This window comes from Pseudonocardia sp., assembly GCF_025465255.1.
Taxonomy (GTDB): Bacteria; Actinomycetota; Actinomycetes; order Mycobacteriales; family Pseudonocardiaceae; genus Pseudonocardia.
The window spans coordinates 34253-51236 of sequence record NZ_JAODNI010000215.1; the positions used below are offsets into that span (position 1 = coordinate 34253).

The 16984-nt window shown below is 72.4% G+C and carries 18 protein-coding genes; 6 read left to right on the plus strand and 12 right to left on the minus strand.

Annotation, left to right across the window (positions count from 1 at the left end; all coding sequences use genetic code 11):
* Positions 1-5: 5 nt before the first annotated feature.
* The 5 genes from JWP64_RS26420 to JWP64_RS26440 all read right to left on the minus strand — a co-directional run bounded on the left by JWP64_RS26420 (position 6) and on the right by JWP64_RS26440 (position 5553).
* The gene (locus JWP64_RS26420; protein ID WP_297502462.1) at positions 6-305 is read right to left on the minus strand and encodes a hypothetical protein; all 300 of its coding nucleotides are present in this window, start codon (positions 303-305) and stop codon (positions 6-8) included.
* Positions 306-335: 30 nt separating this feature from the next.
* On the minus strand, positions 336-2420 hold the full coding sequence (locus JWP64_RS26425) for a hypothetical protein (RefSeq protein WP_297502464.1): 2085 nt from the start codon (positions 2418-2420) through the stop codon (positions 336-338).
* Positions 2417-3991, minus strand: coding sequence for a hypothetical protein (locus JWP64_RS26430; RefSeq protein ID WP_297502466.1), 1575 nt, complete (start codon positions 3989-3991; stop codon positions 2417-2419). Before JWP64_RS26430 ends, JWP64_RS26425 begins: the two co-directional genes overlap by 4 nt.
* A complete protein-coding gene (locus JWP64_RS26435; protein ID WP_297502468.1) occupies positions 3988-4365 on the minus strand; it encodes a hypothetical protein in 378 nt (125 codons plus the stop codon). The genes JWP64_RS26430 and JWP64_RS26435 overlap by 4 nt, the downstream gene beginning before the upstream one ends.
* Positions 4366-4509: 144 nt before the next feature.
* A complete protein-coding gene (locus JWP64_RS26440) occupies positions 4510-5553 on the minus strand; it encodes a glycosyltransferase family 2 protein (protein WP_297502470.1) in 1044 nt (347 codons plus the stop codon).
* A gap of 509 nt (positions 5554-6062) precedes the next feature.
* On the opposite strand from JWP64_RS26440, the gene JWP64_RS26445 reads away from it, so the two are divergent.
* The 5 genes from JWP64_RS26445 (at position 6063) to JWP64_RS26465 (ending at position 9710) form a co-directional block, all read left to right on the plus strand.
* Positions 6063-6935, plus strand: a complete 873-nt coding sequence (locus tag JWP64_RS26445; RefSeq protein ID WP_297502472.1) for a glycosyltransferase family A protein — start codon at positions 6063-6065, stop codon at positions 6933-6935.
* Between the two features lie 172 nt (positions 6936-7107).
* Positions 7108-7794 (plus strand): energy-coupling factor ABC transporter permease, encoded by a 687-nt coding sequence (locus JWP64_RS26450; protein WP_297502522.1) that lies wholly within the window; start codon positions 7108-7110, stop codon positions 7792-7794.
* The gene (locus JWP64_RS26455) at positions 7791-8153 is read left to right on the plus strand and encodes a PDGLE domain-containing protein (protein WP_297502474.1); all 363 of its coding nucleotides are present in this window, start codon (positions 7791-7793) and stop codon (positions 8151-8153) included. The genes JWP64_RS26450 and JWP64_RS26455 overlap by 4 nt, the downstream gene beginning before the upstream one ends.
* A gap of 16 nt (positions 8154-8169) precedes the next feature.
* Positions 8170-8937 carry a cobalt ECF transporter T component CbiQ gene (gene cbiQ / locus JWP64_RS26460; RefSeq protein ID WP_297502476.1) on the plus strand — a complete coding sequence of 256 codons (768 nt, stop codon included), beginning with the start codon at positions 8170-8172 and terminating at the stop codon, positions 8935-8937.
* Positions 8934-9710 carry an ABC transporter ATP-binding protein gene (locus tag JWP64_RS26465; RefSeq protein ID WP_297502478.1) on the plus strand — a complete coding sequence of 259 codons (777 nt, stop codon included), beginning with the start codon at positions 8934-8936 and terminating at the stop codon, positions 9708-9710. Before cbiQ ends, JWP64_RS26465 begins: the two co-directional genes overlap by 4 nt.
* Before the next feature lie 33 nt (positions 9711-9743).
* Here JWP64_RS26465 and JWP64_RS26470 read toward each other — a convergent pair whose 3' ends face one another.
* From JWP64_RS26470 to JWP64_RS26480, 3 genes are all read right to left on the minus strand, one after another.
* Entirely contained in the window at positions 9744-10982 is a 1239-nt protein-coding gene (locus tag JWP64_RS26470) for an SPFH domain-containing protein (RefSeq protein ID WP_297502480.1), read from the minus strand.
* Between the two features lie 56 nt (positions 10983-11038).
* Entirely contained in the window at positions 11039-11470 is a 432-nt protein-coding gene (locus JWP64_RS26475; protein ID WP_297502482.1) for an NfeD family protein, read from the minus strand.
* Between the two features lie 94 nt (positions 11471-11564).
* A complete protein-coding gene (locus tag JWP64_RS26480; protein WP_297502531.1) occupies positions 11565-12356 on the minus strand; it encodes a DUF3097 domain-containing protein in 792 nt (263 codons plus the stop codon).
* A gap of 208 nt (positions 12357-12564) precedes the next feature.
* Between JWP64_RS26480 and JWP64_RS26485 the strand changes: the two genes are divergently transcribed.
* On the plus strand, positions 12565-13362 hold the full coding sequence (locus JWP64_RS26485; RefSeq protein WP_297502484.1) for a hypothetical protein: 798 nt from the start codon (positions 12565-12567) through the stop codon (positions 13360-13362).
* Between the two features lie 167 nt (positions 13363-13529).
* Here JWP64_RS26485 and JWP64_RS26490 read toward each other — a convergent pair whose 3' ends face one another.
* The 4 genes from JWP64_RS26490 to JWP64_RS26505 form a co-directional block, all read right to left on the minus strand.
* Complete coding sequence (locus JWP64_RS26490) at positions 13530-14072, minus strand: cupin domain-containing protein (protein WP_297502486.1); 543 nt, start codon at positions 14070-14072, stop codon at positions 13530-13532.
* Positions 14073-14107: 35 nt separating this feature from the next.
* Complete coding sequence (locus JWP64_RS26495; protein WP_297502488.1) at positions 14108-14962, minus strand: MBL fold metallo-hydrolase; 855 nt, start codon at positions 14960-14962, stop codon at positions 14108-14110.
* 38 nt (positions 14963-15000) lie between these two features.
* Positions 15001-15282, minus strand: coding sequence for a YciI family protein (locus JWP64_RS26500; RefSeq protein WP_297502490.1), 282 nt, complete (start codon positions 15280-15282; stop codon positions 15001-15003).
* Positions 15283-15403: 121 nt separating this feature from the next.
* Positions 15404-16612, minus strand: coding sequence for an LLM class flavin-dependent oxidoreductase (locus JWP64_RS26505; RefSeq protein WP_297502491.1), 1209 nt, complete (start codon positions 16610-16612; stop codon positions 15404-15406).
* Between the last annotated feature and the right edge of the window lie 372 nt (positions 16613-16984).

The following is a 16984-nucleotide window of genomic DNA, read 5'->3' on the forward strand; positions in this document are numbered from 1 at the left end:
GGCGATCAATTGTCGGGCGCCGCGGGAGCCGCCGGGACGGCGCCGCCGGCGTCCGTGACCGCGGTCGTGTCCGCCGGCACCTGACCCCCGTTGAGCAGCATGCTGACCAGCGTCGCGCCGCCGTTGAACACGGCCAGCACGATCAGCACGGCCAGCGTCCCGGCGACCGAGGCCGTCAGCGCCTTCTGACGGCCGGTCCCCCGGCCCTCGGCACGCCCGGTCGAGGTCTCGACGACCCAGGCCCGGGCGCCCATGAGCAGGAGCAGCGCGAAGAACGCCGTCCAGGTCCACGCCGCCCCGGTCACCGTGCCTCCTCCATCACTGGGCCTCCTCGATCACTGGGGACCCGCCGCGTTCTTGCGCAGCACGGCGTCGAACCCGTTCTGGTAGGTCAGGGTGTACTTGCCCGACGCGACGGCCTGCCGGATGACGTCGAGGGTCCAGCCGGGCTGCTTGCCGTTGAGCACGACGCCCTCCAGCTCCATCGACTTGTACGCCAGGATGACGTCCGGGTACTCCAGGTTGATGCAGGGGATCGGATCGGCCGCGAGCGCGGGACAGTTCTTCCCGTCGATGTTGCCGCCGCGGTCGTACTTCCCGATCCCGGTCAGCCCATACGGTCCCACGCTGGAGATCGGCATGATCTTGCTGCCCGGCGGGGTGGTCGCGTAGACGTCGCGGGTGATCGCGATGTCCTCGGCGGTGACGTTCATGTAGGCGTCGTTGCCGCCCCGGATGACGATGACGGAGCAGAACGTCAGCAGCATGCCGACCGCCAGGATCTTCTCCCGACCGCGGTTCTTGCGGGCGAAGCTGCGGAGGGCGTCCGCGCCGAGGATCGTGAGGATCGGCAGGCCGTACAGCACGATGCGCAGGAACAGCTCGCCGCCGTAGCTCTGTACCGCGGCAAAGGCCATCGGCACCGCGGCCAGGGCGATCGGCACGAGGTCCCGGCGGCGCTTCCAGTAGACCCACGCCCCGACGATCGCGAGCAGCCAGGTCAGGCCCGGCACCAGGATCCGCATCAGCTTGACCGCGATCTGCCCGGTGTCCCCCGCGAGCCGGTCCGCGACGCCGGACTGCAGCGCCCCGTCGTCCTCACCGCTCCCGGTGATCAGGCTGAGCTGCGTCAACCAGAAGTCCCGGCCCGCGATCAGCACGTAGACCGCGACGGCCAGGATCGCGACGAGCACGAGGCCACGGCCGCGGAACCGGCCCACGACCGCGAGCACCGCGAGCTGGCCGATGATCGCGAACGGGGTGAGCTGGTGGGCCGGCGCGATGGCCAGCAGGCACAGCGACGCGCAGAAGTAGATCAGCAGCAGCTGCCGCGGAGGCAGCGTCGGCCGGTTCGGCGGGGTCATCGCCGCGACCGTCCAGCGTCGCCAGAGCGGGAGCTTCGTGGCCGTCCCGCTCGGCCAGTGGGAGGCGCCGAGCGGGTCCGTCCGGCGGGTCGCCAGCGGGCCGAGCGCGAACGTCAGCACCGTCAGCAGCAGCACGATGCCGGTCGCCTGCGGCGAGAAGTAGTCCTGCTCGATCCAGTTCAGGCCGACGAACAGCCACGCCGCGACCCACGGCGCGCGGTGCCCGCCGAGCATCGACTTGGCCAGCGCGTAGACGCCGATCGCCCAGACCGCGACGACGGCGGGCGGGAACCAGCGCAGCACGACGTCGAGCTGGGTGACCCCGGCTGCGTCGCGGAAGAACGCCCACTGGGCGAAGAACGCGGGCCAGTAGAACCGCGCGTCGACACCCTGCGGCGGGACGCCGTTGCCGTTCGAGATCGCGTCGACGAACCCGGAGATCAGCCACGCCGTGGTGAACCGAGCCTCCGGCATGACCACCGACGGCATGCCGGTGCTGCAGAGGATCAGGATGCCGGTCGCGGTGCCGAGCATCGGCACGCGCGGCCGCGGGGACCAGAGCTCGGCGACGCAGGCGCCGACGGCGCAGGCCAGCGCGAGCCAGCCGGCGATGCCCAGGACCTGGGCGAGGCCCCAGCCGCCGAGCTCGTCGAGGTTCGTCGTGGCCGCGGCGACCGGCAGCAGCGCAACAGCCAGCAGCGCGAGCGCGGGCGAGAGCCAGATCCACAGCCGCGACACCGGCTCGGTGTCCGCCGGTCGGGGCGACGACGGCCCGCGCGGGCCCGAGGCCTGCGCGGGGACCGGTGGCCGGCCCTCGGCGTGGAGCATCTGGGTGGGCGGGTCGACGCCGCGCACCGCGGTGGTGGCGGACTCGCCGTGCCGGGCGTCCGGGACCGAGTAGTACTGCGTCTCGCCGTCGTCGTGGCCGTCGGGGTGTCCGGTCGGCGGTACGACGGGGATCACCTGCGTGGGGGGATCGATCGGATCGCGCTCCCGCCCGGGTACGTCCTGCCCGTCACGGCCGTCACCCGGCTGACGGGTGTCGGTCGAGGTCACCTCTTCACCTCCGGTCGGAGCCGGCGCCGCAGCGCCGGGGGTACGAGGACGGCCGCCGCGCTGAGCACCTGGACGGCGAGGTAGCCGAGCGCGATGGGGAGCAGGGCGGAGTCCGTGGTCGAGCCGACCGGGGGCGTGGGCAGCACCGCGACGACCGCCAGCACCAGCAGCGTGTTGACGAGCTGCAGCCGGCTGAAGGCCAGCGCCGCGCCGGCTGCCTGCCGCACCCCGAGCTCGTGCACCACGACGAGCCGGAACACCAGCCCGATCATCAGGATCTGCAGGATCCGGCTGGCCTCGGCGTAGCCCGGCCCGAAGACCAGCAGCACCGGCTGGGCCAGCATGATCGCGATCGCGAGCACCGGCAGGAAGAGCACCATCATCCGGCGCTGGGCCGCCCGGGCCAGCGCGGCCGCGCGCAGGGGCTCCCGCGCCGTCTGGACGGCGAGCGAGTCCATGTAGAAGGTGGCCGCGATGTCGACGACGGACACCGCCTGCCAGACGATGAAGAACGCGGCGCCCGGCCCCGGGCCGAACCGTAGGGTCACCAGCAGCGTGACCTGGTTGTAGAGCAGGGCGCTGCCGATCTGGGCGACGGCCGTCGGGCCGAGGAAGGAGACGGCCTCCCGGCGGCTCGGCAGCACCGAACCCTCGGCCCGGCGGGCGAAGCGGCGCACCAGCAAGGCGATGACCAGCGTCCCGCCGACCGTCCACACGACGATCGGGAGGACCCAGGACACCACGAGGCCCTGGGCGCCGAGTCCTGCCCCCAGCGCGACCAGCAGCCCGATGCGGGCCACCGCGAACAGCCCGTTGCGCCACACCGTCCACCAGGGCCGGTGCATCGCGACCAGGATGAAGTCGTGGACGACGAACACGGCCCAGCCGGCGCAGGCCAGCACGAACAGCAGGACGCCGACGCCGATCGAGCCGTCGTCGGGTGAGAGCAGCCCGGACGCCGTCGCCCCGAGGTCCGGCACGATCAGCACGTAGACCAGCCCGACGAGGGCGGACAGCGGCATGATCAGGAAGAGGCTGCCCCACACGAGCCGGGGCGCCTTGCGGCCGGATCCGGGGAGCCAGCGGAGCAGACCGACGTTGATGTTCAGCTGGGCGCAGCCGCCGATGAGGATGAACGCCGAGACGACGGCCGAGGCCCGCCCGACCTCCTCCTGCGGCATGATCCGCGCGGCGAGCAGCCAGCTGAGGAAGCCGGCCAGCGAACCGAGGGCCGAGCTGATGGACAGCGCGAGGCCTTCCCCGGCGCCGCTCTTCTTCCGGCCGGGGGTCGTCCCCGGTTCGTCGGGCGTGATGGCCGGGGCGACCACGCCCAGGACGACGGTCGGGCTCTCGCTGCCCGCCACGCCGCCGCCGGGGACCTCATCCGAGGCCTCGCTCCCGCCCACCGCCGGGGGAAGCTCGACCGTCGGCCGGTCCGCGTCGTGCGGCGGCAGGACCACCGTCGGTTCGTCCGCGCCCGGTACCGGGCCGGTCCGGGGCCGCGGGGTCGGCCGCGGATGGCCGGCGCGCTGGGCCGGCGGTTCGACCCCGGCCACGTCCCGTGCCGTCACTGCGCCACCACGGCGTGCCGCAGCAGGAACGGCACGCTGACAGCGGTCAGGATGAACAGCATCCAGTTGGGATGCCACCAGACGGTGCTCACCATGACCTGCGCGGCGAGCAGCGTGGTGGCGACGCCGACACCGATGGTCAGCAGCCAGACGTGGGCGGCGGGTGCGCGTCGCAGGAAACCCGCCGCGGCCCAGCCGGGGCCCAGCAGCAGGAAGGCGATCGTCACGAACAGCCGGACGTCGCCGGCGATCCCGCCCGAGACGTTCAGCAGGTTCAGCCCACAGGCCACCAGACCGGCCACGGCCAGCAGCAGCGCGACCGCGCGGCGTGCCGTGCGGGCTCGGGTCAGTTCGGCCGCGGAGGGCATGCTCACCGCGTCACTCCGTTCCTCGCCGGTTCGTCACCGGGCTTCTCACGTTCGCCGGGACGGCTTCCGACCCCGTCCGGCTGCCGGCCCACGCATGACCCGGCGCCCGTCGCGGACGGGCGCCGAGGTCCACACAGGTGTGACGTCCCGTCAGGACGCCTCCTCCTCCAATGCGTAACGCATCTCGAGCTCCTGACGCTCCGCCTCGTCGCGCTGCGGCGACGGGCGGTTGGCCGGGTCTGCCGGGCGGTTCCCGTTCCGCGGGGTCGGCGACGGGCGGACGGGCGGACGCACCGTCATCGCCGGGCCGGCCGGCTCCGACGGGTGCATCGGGAGGCCCGTCGACGAGTAGCCACCGTTCACCGCGGGGAAGCCGTTGGCCGGCGTCGCCGGGCCGAGGTCGACCTCCAGGTCGTCGTGGAACGAGGGGCCGGTGGCACCGTTCGACTTCTTCAGGACCGCACGCCGGCGCTCCGCGGCGAGCGTGCGCAGCACCCGGGTGCCGTCCGCGAAGGTCCGCAGGTTGGTCTCGCCGAACATCCGCTCGCGCTCGAGCGAGGGCACCTCGGTGATCTTGAGGCCGGCGGCCGCGACGCGGCAGTTCAGCACGGTCTCGATCTCGAAGCCGTCGCCCCAGAGCATCGACCCGTCCGTGGGTGCGGGAGCGTCCACCGCCGGCAGTTCCAGCACGGGCAGAAGGTCGGCCCAGAAGGCGTTGTAGCCGTAGCACAGGTCCGTGTACCGGGTCTTGAACAGCGCGTTGGCCACGCCGTTGAGCCCGAAGTTGCCGGTCTTGCGCAGGAGCGTGATGTCGTCGCTGCCCCCGCCCCGGACGAACCGGCTGCCCTTCGCGAAGTCCGCGCCCGCGACGAGGGCCGCGACGAACGCGGGGATCTCGTTCGGGTCCGCGGAGCCGTCCGCGTCGAACATGACGATCACATCGCCGGTGGCCGCGGCGAACCCGCAGGCCATGGCGTTGCCCTTGCCCTTGCGTGTCTGCGCGATGATCTTGGCCCAGGGCAGGACCCGTCGGGCCGTCTCGACGGTCCCGTCGATCGAGTTCCCGTCGACCACGATCACCTCGTGCACGGCGGGCCGCACGGCGGCGATCGCCGGCAGCACCACCTCGAGATTGCGTGCCTCGTTACGGGTCGGCACCACCACGGACACCGTCGGGCTTCCGCTGCGTTGCATCGCCGATCTCCCCCTCATCGCACCGGTCGTGCGGTCGCGGTGACGCCGTGGCGTCCGATCCCTGCTCTGCCCAGACTTCTACCCGGAAACGTGCTCATCGCTCGGACTATCTCCTCGGGCAGGCGTTGCGTTACGTGACGTACCGCTCGTCCTTCCGGGCACACGCCGATGGTCCAACCGTCTGGCGGTGCGAGAACCGACACCACTGTCGCGGGCACCGGGCGAACTCTACGGAAACCGCACGTCCGGCGTTCGACCGGGCTCGATCATCGGGCCGTTCCGGCACGTCGGACAGCCTTCACGAGGGACCGGCCCCGGGCGTCGTGATCGTCGGCCGGACCCGGCACCGGCGCCGTGATCTTCCCGGTCGGGGGTCCGGCGGAGCGGCTCCCCGCTGACGGTACCGTCCTGCGGTACCGCAACACGGGTGCACGGCCCGTGACCGACATCCCGGGCGCGGACGGCCGAGCGGGGCCGGGCCGCCCCGGAACCCAGGGGGCCCTGCGCCGATGTTGCCCGGCAGTTTCCAACCGACAGTCTCCGTCTGCATCCCGGTCTACAACGGCGAGGCGTACCTCGCGGAGACGATCCGCTCGGTGCTCGACCAGACCTACGGGGACTTCGAGCTCGTCCTGCTGGACAACAACTGCAGCGACCGCAGCCCCGAGATCATGCGTTCCTTCTCGGACCCGCGCATCCGCATCGAGCGCAACGCCGAGACGCTCCCCCAGCCCCGCAACTGGCGGGTCTGCGTCGACCACACGCGCGCGCCCCTGATCAAGGTGCTTTGCGCGGACGACGTCCTCCACCCCCGCTGCCTCGAGCTGCAGACCCAGCCGCTGCTGGACGACCCGGGCCTCGCCGTCGTCGCCTCCCGCCGGCACATGATCGACGAGCAGAGCCGGGTCATCGTGCCGCGCCGCGGCCTCTCCGGGCTGATCGGCGTGCACAACGCCGCCGAGGTCGCCCGGAAGGTCGTCCGGAACGGGGCGAACCCGATCGGCGAGGTCGGCAACGTCATGTTCCGGCGCGCGGACTTCATGGCCATCGGGGGCTGGCGCGAGGACCGCCCGCTCGTCATGGACGTCGACTGCTTCGTGCGTCTCCTCCAGTTCGGCGAGTTCCTCGGCCAGCCCGAAGCCCTCGCCGCCTTCCGGATCGGCGGCAGCTCGATCAGCGCCGAGCGGATGGACGAGATCTACGCGGCGCAGCGGGCGCTGACCGAGGAGCTGGGCGAGTCCCCCGAGTACGACGTGCGGGGCCTCGACGTGACGATCGGTCGCGCGCTCGCGCCGTTCGGCCGGATGCGCCGTTCCCTGCTGTTCGCGATGTCGGGCCTCGCGGCGAAGCGGGACGCCCGGCGGGAGAGCGTCACCACCTGACGTCCTCCTCCCGCCCGTCCCTCCGGGCAGGTGCATTCGGGTGGCTCTCGCACAGGGTTTGCGACAGCCCCGATCGGGTGTTTAGCCTGGACTGCCGCCGGTCCCCCGGTCGGTCCCCATCGGCCGCCTGGAGGACGGGTTGTCCGGATCGCCGCACGAGGTGGTCGTCGCCATGCACATGAGCGACGGCCTCGTGAACGCCCCCACGTCCCTGCTGTTCGGCGCGGTCGCGCTCGTCTGGCTGGTGCTGGCCGCGCTGCGCGCCCGTGCGGACCTCGACGACCGCACGGCCCCGATGGCGGGCCTCGTCACGGCGTTCGTCTTCGCCGTGCAGATGATCAACTTCCCGATCCTGCCCGGCGCCAGCGGACACCTGCTCGGGGGCGCCCTCGTCGCGATCCTCGTCGGGCCGTGGGTCGGCACGCTCTGCATCGCGATCGTGCTGGTGGTGCAGGCGCTGCTGTTCGCCGACGGCGGGCTCACCGCGCTCGGCACGAACATCACGAACATGGCGCTGATCGGCGTCGTCGTCGGCTACGCGGTGGCCGTGGCGCTGCGTCCGCTGGCCCGGCGCGGCAAGGGCGGTCTCGCCGCGACGGCGTTCGTCGCCGCGTTCCTCAACACGGTCGTCGCGGCGCTGGGTTTCGTCGTCGAGTACGCGATCGGCGGCTCCGGCGGGGCGAGTCTCGGCACCGTGTTCGGGCTGATGGTGGGCCTGCACGCGCTGATCGGCATCGGCGAGGGCGTGATCACCGCGGCGACCGTCACGGCCGTCGCGGCCGTCCGCCCGGACCTCGTGCACCTGTTGCGCGGCGCGAAGACCCCGCTGCTGCGCCGCGCCGCCGGGACCGCGCCGTGACCCGGGGCCGCACCCTCGGCTTCCTGCTGGGGTTCCTCGCCGTCGCCCTGCTCGTCGCGGGCGGGTTCTCCTACCTTGCCAGCCCGGACCCGGACGGCCTGGACACCGTCGCGCTGCAGGGCTGCCAGGTCACCGAGACCGACGCCGGCGAGCAGCTCGCCGGCACGTGCATCGCGCAGAACGCCACGAACCACGCCCTGAGCTCGTCCCCGCTCGCGGACTACACGGTCGGCGGGGGCGCGGGCACCACCGGGCTGGCCGGGATCCTCGGCGTGATCGTCACGCTCCTGCTGGCGGGCGGCCTGTTCTGGGTGTTGCGCCGGCGCGGGGTCGCCCCTACCGATGACGGCCGGGGCTGATGAGGGGTCGGGGCTGATGGGCGCGGGCCACGCGCACCCGCTGCACCTCGCCCGGGACTCCCCGGTCCACAGGCTCCCGCCGCAGGTCAAGATCGTCGCGGCGTTCCTGGGCGTGGTCTGCGTGGTCGCGACCCCGCGCGAGGCGTTCGTCGTGTTCGCGGGGTATCCGGTGGTGCTCGGTGCGGTGTGGTGGGCCGCCCGGATCCCCGCCGGCTGGATCCTGCGCCGCGCCGTGATCGAGCTGCCCTTCGTCGTGCTGGCGGTGCTGCTGCCGCTCACCGGTCCGGACCCGCGGGTCGAGTGGCTGGGCATGTCGCTGTCGGAGCCGGGGCTGCTCGGGGCGTGGAACATCCTGATCAAGGGCACGCTCGGCGTCCTGACGTCGCTGACCCTGGCCGCGACGACGTCGATGCGGGATCTGCTCGTCGGGTTGCAGCGGCTGCACGTCCCGGCCCTGGTGACCACGATCGCGACGCTGATGCTGCGCTACGTGGACGTGATCGTCGCCGAGGCCGGCCGGATGCGGCTCGCCCGCGTCTCCCGGGGGCACGACCCGCGCTTCCTCTGGCAGGCCGGGGCCACCGCCCGCGGCGTCGGGGCGTTGTTCGTCCGGTCCTACGAGCGCGGGGAGCGGGTGCACCTGGCGATGCTGTCCCGGGGCTGGTCGGGCGCGATGCCGGTGCTGTCGACGGCCGGGCTCGCGACGCGGCGGGACTGGACGGTGGGGCTGGCGCCGGTGGGCGCCGCGGCGCTGCTGGCCTTCTCGGGATGGGTGATCGTGTGAGCGCGCCTTCGACACGGGCGGGCACCGGCCCGGACGCGGTCACCGCCCCGTCGCTGGAGGTCAGGGATCTGGCCTTCGCCTACCCCGACGGGCACCAGGCGCTGTTCGGGGTGGACCTGCGGATCGAACGGGGCGAGCGGGTCGCGCTGCTCGGCCCGAACGGCGCGGGCAAGACGACGCTGGTGCTGCACCTGAACGGCATCCTCGACGCCGGCGAAGGCGCGGTCCGGGTCGGCGGCCTGCCGGTGGAGCGGGCACACCTCAGGGAGATCCGCCGCCGGGTCGGGATCGTGTTCCAGGACCCCGACGACCAGCTGTTCATGCCGACCGTCCGCGAGGACGTGGCCTTCGGCCCGGCGAACTTCGGCGTGCCCGTCGAGGAGCTGGGCGGGCGGGTGGACCGGGCGCTCGAGGCCGTCGGGATGGCGGAACACGCGGACCGCTCGCCGCTGCACCTCTCCGGCGGCCAGCGGCGGAGGGTCGCGCTGGCCACGGTGCTCGCCTGCGACCCGGAGATCCTCGTGCTCGACGAGCCGTCGTCGAACCTGGACCCGGTGGCCCGCCGCGAGCTCGCCGAGGTCCTGCTGGGGCTGGGCCGCACGATGCTGATGGTCACCCACGACCTGCCGTACGCGCTGCAGCTCTGCCCGCGCAGCGTCGTCCTGGACGACGGGATCGTGGTCGCGGACGGACCGACCAGGGAGCTCCTGGCGGACCGCGACCTCCTCGCGGCCCACCGCCTGGAGCTCCCCTACGGCTTCTCCCTCACCTGACGCCAGCCGCGTTGTGGAGCCATGGTGCGGGCGTCAGGTCCCGTCGGTGCGCGCGACCCCGTTCGGCGGCGTCAGGTCGTCCGTGCCCGGGACGGGGACGCCCGCGGGCAGGCCCTGCGGGCCCCCTCCCGGCGCGGCGCCGACCGCCTTCGGGGCGACCTCGCCCAGCGCCGGGACCTCCTGCCGGGCCGCGGCCGTGGCCGCCGCGACCTGGGCCGCGATCTCCGGGTCCCCCGAGGTGTCGAACCAGCCCTTCACCGACTCCTCGTCGTCCTCGGGCCGGACGCGCTGGCCGTCGTCCGGCGAGGGGGTGTACCTGAAGACGCCGTCCTCGCCCGGCGCGCCGAGCATCTTCGTGAAGCCCTCGAGGGCCTTGCCGAAGTCCGACGGCACCATCCAGACCTTGTTGGCCTCGCCCTTCGCCATCTCGGGCAGGGTCTGCAGGTACTGGTAGGCCAGCAGCTCGGGTGTCGGGCGGCCGGCCTTGATCGCCGCGAAGCGCTTCTCGATCGCCTTCGCCTCGCCCTGCGCGTAGAGGTACTGCGCGGCGCGCTCACCCTGCGCCCGCAGGATCCGGCTCTGCCGCTCCGCCTCGGCGTTGAGGATCGCCGCCTGCTTCGCGCCCTCCGCGGTGAGGATCTGCGCCTGCTTGTTGCCCTCCGCGCTGCGGATCGCGGACTCCCGCTGGCCCTCGGCGGTGAGGATGGTGGCCCGCTTCTCGCGGTCCGCCTTCATCTGCCGTTCCATGGACTCCTGGATCGACGGCGGCGGGTCGATCGCCTTGATCTCCACCCGCTCGACCTTGATGCCCCAGCGCCCGGTGGCCTCGTCGAGCTCGCCGCGCAGGGTGGTGTTGATCTGGTCCCGGGAGGTCAGCGTCTCCTCCAGGGTCATGCCGCCGACCACGTTGCGCAGGGTCGTCGTGGTGATCTGCTCGACGCCGGTGATGTAGTCCGAGATCTCGTAGACCGCGGCCTTCGGGTCCGTGACCCGGAAGTAGACGACCGTGTCGATCCGGACGGTCAGGTTGTCCTTGGTGATCACGGGCTGCGGCGGGAAGGACACGACCTGCTCGCGCAGGTCGATCCGCTCCCGGATCCGGTCCACGAACGGGACCAGGAACGCCAGCCCGGGCGTCTGCGTCGTCTTGTACCGCCCGAGCCGCTCGACCACGGCGGCGGTGGCCTGCGGGACGATCTGGATCGCCCGCGCCATCACCACCAGGACCAGCAGCACGATCACCACGACGGTGACCAGTACCGAAATGTCCATGTTTCCTCCCCTGTCGTCGCCGCGGGCCGCAGTTCCCCCCGCGGCCGCCGGGACCTCTACTCCGCGAGCACCAGCGCCGTGGCGCCGGAGATCTCGATGACCATCACTTCGTCGCCGGGCTCCATGACCTGTGTGTTGTCGTAGGCCTTGGCCGACCACAGGCTGCCGGCGATCTTCACGCGGCCGCCCTGCCCGTCGACCCGTTCGACGACGGTCGCCGGGCCGCCCACGATCCGCTCCGTATGCCCCAGGTACGGCGTGATCCCGCGCTCCAGCCGGCGGCGCAGCACCGGCCGGACCCCCGCGATCAGCAGCGTCGACGCCACGGCGAACAGGACGGTGCTGAGGATCCAGCCCAGCCCGAACAGTGCGGACCCGCCCGCGGCGACGAGCGCCCCGCCGCCCAGCATCAGCAGCACGAACTCGCCGGACAGGACCTCACCGACGATCACCACGATCCCGGCGATGAGCCAGATCACGGGAACCATGACCCCGATGGTGCCACCGATCGACCTCCGGCGTGCCGGGTTCGTGAAGATCGTTGCCGTTCCGTTCCTGGTCAGGTCCCGCGGCGGGTCCGCCTCAGCCCTCCTGCGTCACGAAGTCGATCAGCTGCTCGACGGCGCCGATCAGCGGCGTCTCCAGGTCCCGGTAGGACCGGACGGCCCCGAGGACCCGCCGGGCGCCATCCGCGGGCTCGCCCCAGCGGAGCGCCGCGCACACCCCGGTCTTCCAGTCCGTCCCTCGTGGGATCTGCGGCCAGGCGCGGATGCCGACGCACGTCGGCTTCACCGCCTCCCACACGTCGACGTACGGGTGGCCGGTGACCAGCACGTTCGGTCCCGCGACCGACTGCGCCTGCCGCGTCTCCTTGCTGCCGGCGACGAGGTGGTCGACGAGGATCCCGAGCCGCCGGTGCGGCGCCGGGCCGAACTCGGCGACGGCGGCGGCGAGGTCGTCGACGCCGTGCAACGGCTCCACCACGACGCCCTCGACCCGCAGGTCGTGCCCCCAGACCGTCTCCAACAGGGCCGCGTCGTGGATGCCCTCCACCCAGATCCGCGCCGCGCGGGCGGTGCGCGCCTTGAGGTTCGCGACCCGGACGGAGCCGGACGCGGAGACCGCCGGGCCGGTGGCGACCGGGGCCGGCTTCACGAGCGTGGCCGGGGCGCCCTCGTAGAGGAAGGCGGCCGGGCGGAGCGGGAAGACCCGGTGCCGGCCGTGCCGGTCCTCGATCGTCACCTCGCGGGAGTCGATCCGGACGACGGCGCCGCAGAATCCGCTCGCGGGGTCCTCGACGACGACGCCGGGCTCGGCGGCGATCTCGGGGATCGTCTTCTTCGTCGTGACGCGGGTGCCGTCGGAGGAGAACATGCCCCGGTAGTCGTGGGAGCGAGCGACCATCGCACGGTTCTAGCCGATCGTGACGGTTCGGGCCCCGGCGACACGCCAGGATCGGCCGCCCGTCGCCCGGACAGCCGCCGCATCGGGCCGGTGCCTCCGAACCGCTCACCGAACGTCACACTGCGTCACCCGCACGGCAGACGCCACCCGCCTGCCGCGGATAGCTAGCCTGGCTTCCGTGCCCCGCCCCTCCGCCACCTTCGCGGTGTGGTCCTCGGCCTGGCTGGCCGGCTCCGCCGCACCCGACGACGTGCTCGACGCCCTCGCCCCGTGGGCCGATGCGCACGACGTGCAGTGCGTCGACGACGCGACCGCCGACGCCACCCGCCTCCCCGCCCCCGGCGCCCCGGTCTCCTCGCTGACCTTCCTGCTCGCCGCCCTGCGCCGACTCGCCCCCCGGGGTGCGGCGCGGCTCGTGCTCACCGCCCCCGGGGACATCCGGGGCCTGCCCGGCCCAAGCTCGTTCGGCACCGCGGTGATCCGCGCCGGCGAGGGGGTGTTCTTCCCGGACGCCGGGCTGGGTCTGGTCCCGAGCCAGATCGCCGACGGCGTGCTGCGCTGGACCGTTTACCCCGTCCCGGACCCCGGGGCGCCGGCCGAGCACGTCCCGCAGAACCAGGCCGAACGGGACCTCCGCGAGCAGGTGCGGCAGTCCGCGTCGATCCTCACCGACCTCGGCGTGGCCCGGCACCGGCCCGGGGTGCGGGAGGAGATCGCGGCCGCGCTCCGCTCCCGCCCCCAGTCGCTGTGGCCGGCCGGCATGCCACCGCAGGCCCTCCGGGTGCTGCAGCACGCGGACGAGGTGGAGGCGATCCTCGCCGCCGCCTCGGTCGACGAGCCGGGCGGTGCCCTCTCGGCCTCGGCCGCCACCGCCCGTCGGGAGGCGTTGCGGCCGTTGGAGACCGCGGTCCGGATCGCCCGCCGCGCCGCGGTCGCCGAGGCCGTGCGCGTCCTCGCCTCGGCCCCGCTGGTCTGACCGCGCCCCGGGCCCCCCGGTCGCGCGCCGGAATCCCACGAGCTGCTCGCGGGCACCCGAAGACGCCCGCGGACTCCCGCGGCGGAACGCCGCGACCGGAGACGCCGCCTCGGCAGGCGGGCCCCGGTCGCGGCCGCGTAGGAGCCGGGCGAGGGCGCCCGCCGCCGTCAGCCGGTCGTACGCTCCGCGCCGACGAGGACGAACACCATCGTGCAGGGTGAGTCGCTACGGTTCCGCCAGGCGTGCCGGGTGCCCCGCTGCACCACGCAGGTCCCCGGGGTGACGTGCGCCTCGGCACCGTCGTCGAGCTCGAGGTACACCTCGCCCTCGACGCACACTCCGTAGTCGACGCTGTCGGTGGTGTGCATGCCGGGGGTGTCGGGCTCGAACACCCCGATCAGACCGGGCTGGATCCGCTCTGCCTGCGCCGCGGCCTCCTCGGGGTCCGCGTCTCCCGGCTCCGCCGCGGCGGAGTCGGGAGGGAAACGCACCACGATGAACCGCGAACCACCGGGCCCCGGGAAGAACGGGAACGGCACCGTCGCCGGGTTGTCCCCCGCGCCGACGGACGGGACGCCGTCGGCGGTGCCCCAGATGTTGAAGATGTCCAGGCCGAGAACGGGGCCCGGCTCGACGGACTTCTCCTCGGCGAACACCGACTTTCCGTCGGCGGCCCGGTCCGTCACGACCTTGTTGACCTCGAATGCCATCGTGTTCCTCCTCCTGACGTCGTGACCTGCGCGCCCTACAGACCCACCCATTGCCTGCCGGTTCCGCGGACGATGCGGCCGAAGGCCGAGCCGCTGAAGTGCCCGTCGGCGGCGAGGACCTCGGAGTCGCCCTCGAGCTCCGCGGCGATCTTGTCCCGGGTGCGGGCGGCCGTCTCCGGATCGACGTCGAAGATGATCCGCAGGTCACCGTCGGCCAGCTGCAGCGGGCAGTGCACGACGTCGCCCAGGATGATCGCCCTGTCCGCACCCGAGGAGATCACCGCGGAGCAGTGTCCGGGCGTGTGCCCCGGGCTCGCCAGCACGTTGACCCCCGAGGCGATGAGCGCGCCGTCACCCACGGACTCGATCCGGTTCACCAGCGGCGCCTGGACCGCTTCCGGGTGCGGCCCGACCACGGCCAGTCCCTCGTCGGTGACGCCCTGCCAGAACTCGAACTCGCCCTCGCCGACGACGTACCGGGCGTTGGGGAAGGTCAGCTCGCCGTTCTGTGCGGTCCAGCCGACGTGGTCGAGGTGCAGGTGCGTGTAGAACACGACGTCGACGTCGGCCGGTTCGACGCCGGCCTTACGCAGGCTCGACAGCAGCTGGCCGCCGCGGAACACGCCGCCCACCGGGGGGAACGGGACTGTCATGTCCCCGAAGCCCAGGTCGACGACGATCTTCTGGTCGCCGGTCTCGACCAGGAACCCGCCGAGGGTCAGCAACAGCTTCCCGTCGGCGTCGAACAGCTCGCGGTGCGCTCCCCAGAGCGCCTCGTTCGAGGCCGGGAAGACGGTGCCTGCCTCGACGGTCGCGTCGCCGTCGGGCAGGTAGGTCACCTTGATGTCACCCACGTCGATCGACTCGAGGGGTGCGGGTCGTGCGGACATGGTCGTCCTCTCTGATCAGAGATGTGGCGGGAGACCCGTCAGCCGGCCAGGGCCCCGAGCACCGGCTTGAACGGGAAGATCTGGCTGTCCACGACCACGCCCTGCGCGACGTAGGGGTCGCCGTCGAGCAGCGACTTCAACTCGGTCCGGTCGCCGGCCTCGACGACGAGGATGCCGCCGGTGCCGTCCTCGAAGGGGCCCGCCACGCGCACCACGCCGTCGGCCACCTGCTCCTTGAGGTACGCGCCGTGCGGACCGCGTGCCGCCTCGATCAGCTCCGCATCGTCGGTGTACTTCCACACCACGGTGAAGAACGCCATCTCATCTCCTCGGGTCGGGGAACTGCGTCGTACCTCGTGCGGCCCGGAGGCGGGCCCGCGGTGACGACCGCGGTGGGGTGGTCCGGCCGCCCGGGCCACCCCACCGCGGGCTGTGCCGGGTTCAGCCCGGGAACTGGGGCATGATCTTCTCGCCGAACAGCTGGAGGTTCCGCCTGACCTCGTTGAACGGAAGCATTCCCTGGTCGGACCACCAGACGAAGTACTCCGGGTTGCCGTTGTCCGCCAGCTCGTGCATCTTCTCGGCCACCGCGCCCGGGTCGCCGGCGTAGAGGTAGTGCGACTCCTCCATCCGCTCGATGGTGCGGGGTACGTCGCCGGTCTCCCCGGCCCGGCGGAAGACCTCGTAGAAGCCGTGGTGGCCCCAGAAGTGCTTCCAGCCCACGCCCGACACCCCGCGCGCCGCCTGGCGCATCGCCTCGTCCTTGTTCCGACCGAAGTGGACCGACCTCAGCACCCCGGTGTTCTCACCGAGCGCCAGCTCGTGGCCGAGGTGCTGGTGGGCCTCGTCCTGGTAGGCCTCGACCATCTTGTGGTAATCCTCGGGAATCGAGGTCAGGATGATGGGGGTGATCCCCTCACGGGCCGTCCAGCGGATCGTGTTCTCGCTCATCGAGAAGGCCTGGAACATCTTCGGATGCGGCTTCTGATAGGGCTTCGGAACGACGGAGATCTTGTGCAGCAGGCCGTCGTCACCCATTTCACCGTCGGCGCCGAACCGGCGCGTGTAGTCACCTGCCGGCCACGGGGAGGCGGGGTGCGGATACGGGAACTGGTAGAACTTCCCGTCGTAGCTGAACGCCTCTTCCTTCCAGGCCAGCTTGAGGATCTGGTAACACTCCTCGAAGAGCTCGCGGTTCAGCTTGTCCCGCTCGCTCGCGTCGCTGGTCGCCGTCTGCACCGGGAGCAGCTGGGTCAGGGCGTTGAACCAGCGCTCCTGGTACCCGCGGGCCATGCCGACGACCGTCCGCCCCTGGGTCATCTGATCGAGCCAGGCGGTGTCGATGGCCAGCTTGACCGGGTTGTGGCTGGGCATGACGTAGCCGACCGGGCCGACCTTGATGTTCTTGGTGTGGTGGGCGACGTCCAGGTACAGCGACGACGGGCCGCCCATCTCCATGCCCTCGGTGTGCAGGTGGTGCTCCGGGAAGCAGATGGCCTCGAAGCCGTAGTCGTCCGCCATCTTGGCCAGTTCACGGATCTCGGTCAGCATCTGCTGCCACTTCTCGGTCCGGTGGCCGATGGGGCGCAGCGCCTCCCGCTCGCGTTCGGTGGCCGGAAGGGCCGGGAGCATGAAGTAGACGAATTTCATCTGGACTCCTTCACGGGGAGAGATGCAGAACTGCAGAACGGGTCCGGACAACGGAATTCCCGGCCGCTCGTGCCAATGCCGTGGATGACCGGGTTCGACCGGAAGATCAGGAGATCTCCTGATCGGGAACGCTAGCGCCGCGGCGAGGGACGCACGTGTCCGATAGTGCGACACGACCGAACTCCGGCACCCCGGACGACGAGGGAGAACAGGTCGAACGCGTCGCCGAAACCGCATGCACGCTGCAGGGACGCCGCACCGGACGGCCTCGACGGCGTCATCCGCCCTGTGCTGGTCGTATCATCATCATGCGCAGGTTTACCGACAGCCGGTCGGGTGGCCGGCGCAGCGCTCCACATCGCAGCGTCTCCA

Excerpts from the sequence above, each read along its gene's own strand:
- cbiQ (WP_297502476.1), top strand. The coding sequence starts at position 8,170 with ATGGGCGCGGGCCACGCGCACCCGCTGCACCTCGCCCGGGACTCCCCG.
- JWP64_RS26480 (WP_297502531.1), bottom strand. The coding sequence starts at position 12,356 with ATGTTCTCCTCCGACGGCACCCGCGTCACGACGAAGAAGACGATCCCC.
- JWP64_RS26475 (WP_297502482.1), bottom strand. The coding sequence starts at position 11,470 with ATGGTTCCCGTGATCTGGCTCATCGCCGGGATCGTGGTGATCGTCGGT.
- JWP64_RS26490 (WP_297502486.1), bottom strand. The coding sequence starts at position 14,072 with ATGGCATTCGAGGTCAACAAGGTCGTGACGGACCGGGCCGCCGACGGA.
- JWP64_RS26500 (WP_297502490.1), bottom strand. The coding sequence starts at position 15,282 with ATGGCGTTCTTCACCGTGGTGTGGAAGTACACCGACGATGCGGAGCTG.
- JWP64_RS26445 (WP_297502472.1), top strand. The coding sequence starts at position 6,063 with ATGTTGCCCGGCAGTTTCCAACCGACAGTCTCCGTCTGCATCCCGGTC.
- JWP64_RS26505 (WP_297502491.1), bottom strand. The coding sequence starts at position 16,612 with ATGAAATTCGTCTACTTCATGCTCCCGGCCCTTCCGGCCACCGAACGC.
- JWP64_RS26440 (WP_297502470.1), bottom strand. The coding sequence starts at position 5,553 with ATGCAACGCAGCGGAAGCCCGACGGTGTCCGTGGTGGTGCCGACCCGT.
- JWP64_RS26450 (WP_297502522.1), top strand. The coding sequence starts at position 7,108 with ATGCACATGAGCGACGGCCTCGTGAACGCCCCCACGTCCCTGCTGTTC.
- JWP64_RS26470 (WP_297502480.1), bottom strand. The coding sequence starts at position 10,982 with ATGGACATTTCGGTACTGGTCACCGTCGTGGTGATCGTGCTGCTGGTC.
- JWP64_RS26495 (WP_297502488.1), bottom strand. The coding sequence starts at position 14,962 with ATGTCCGCACGACCCGCACCCCTCGAGTCGATCGACGTGGGTGACATC.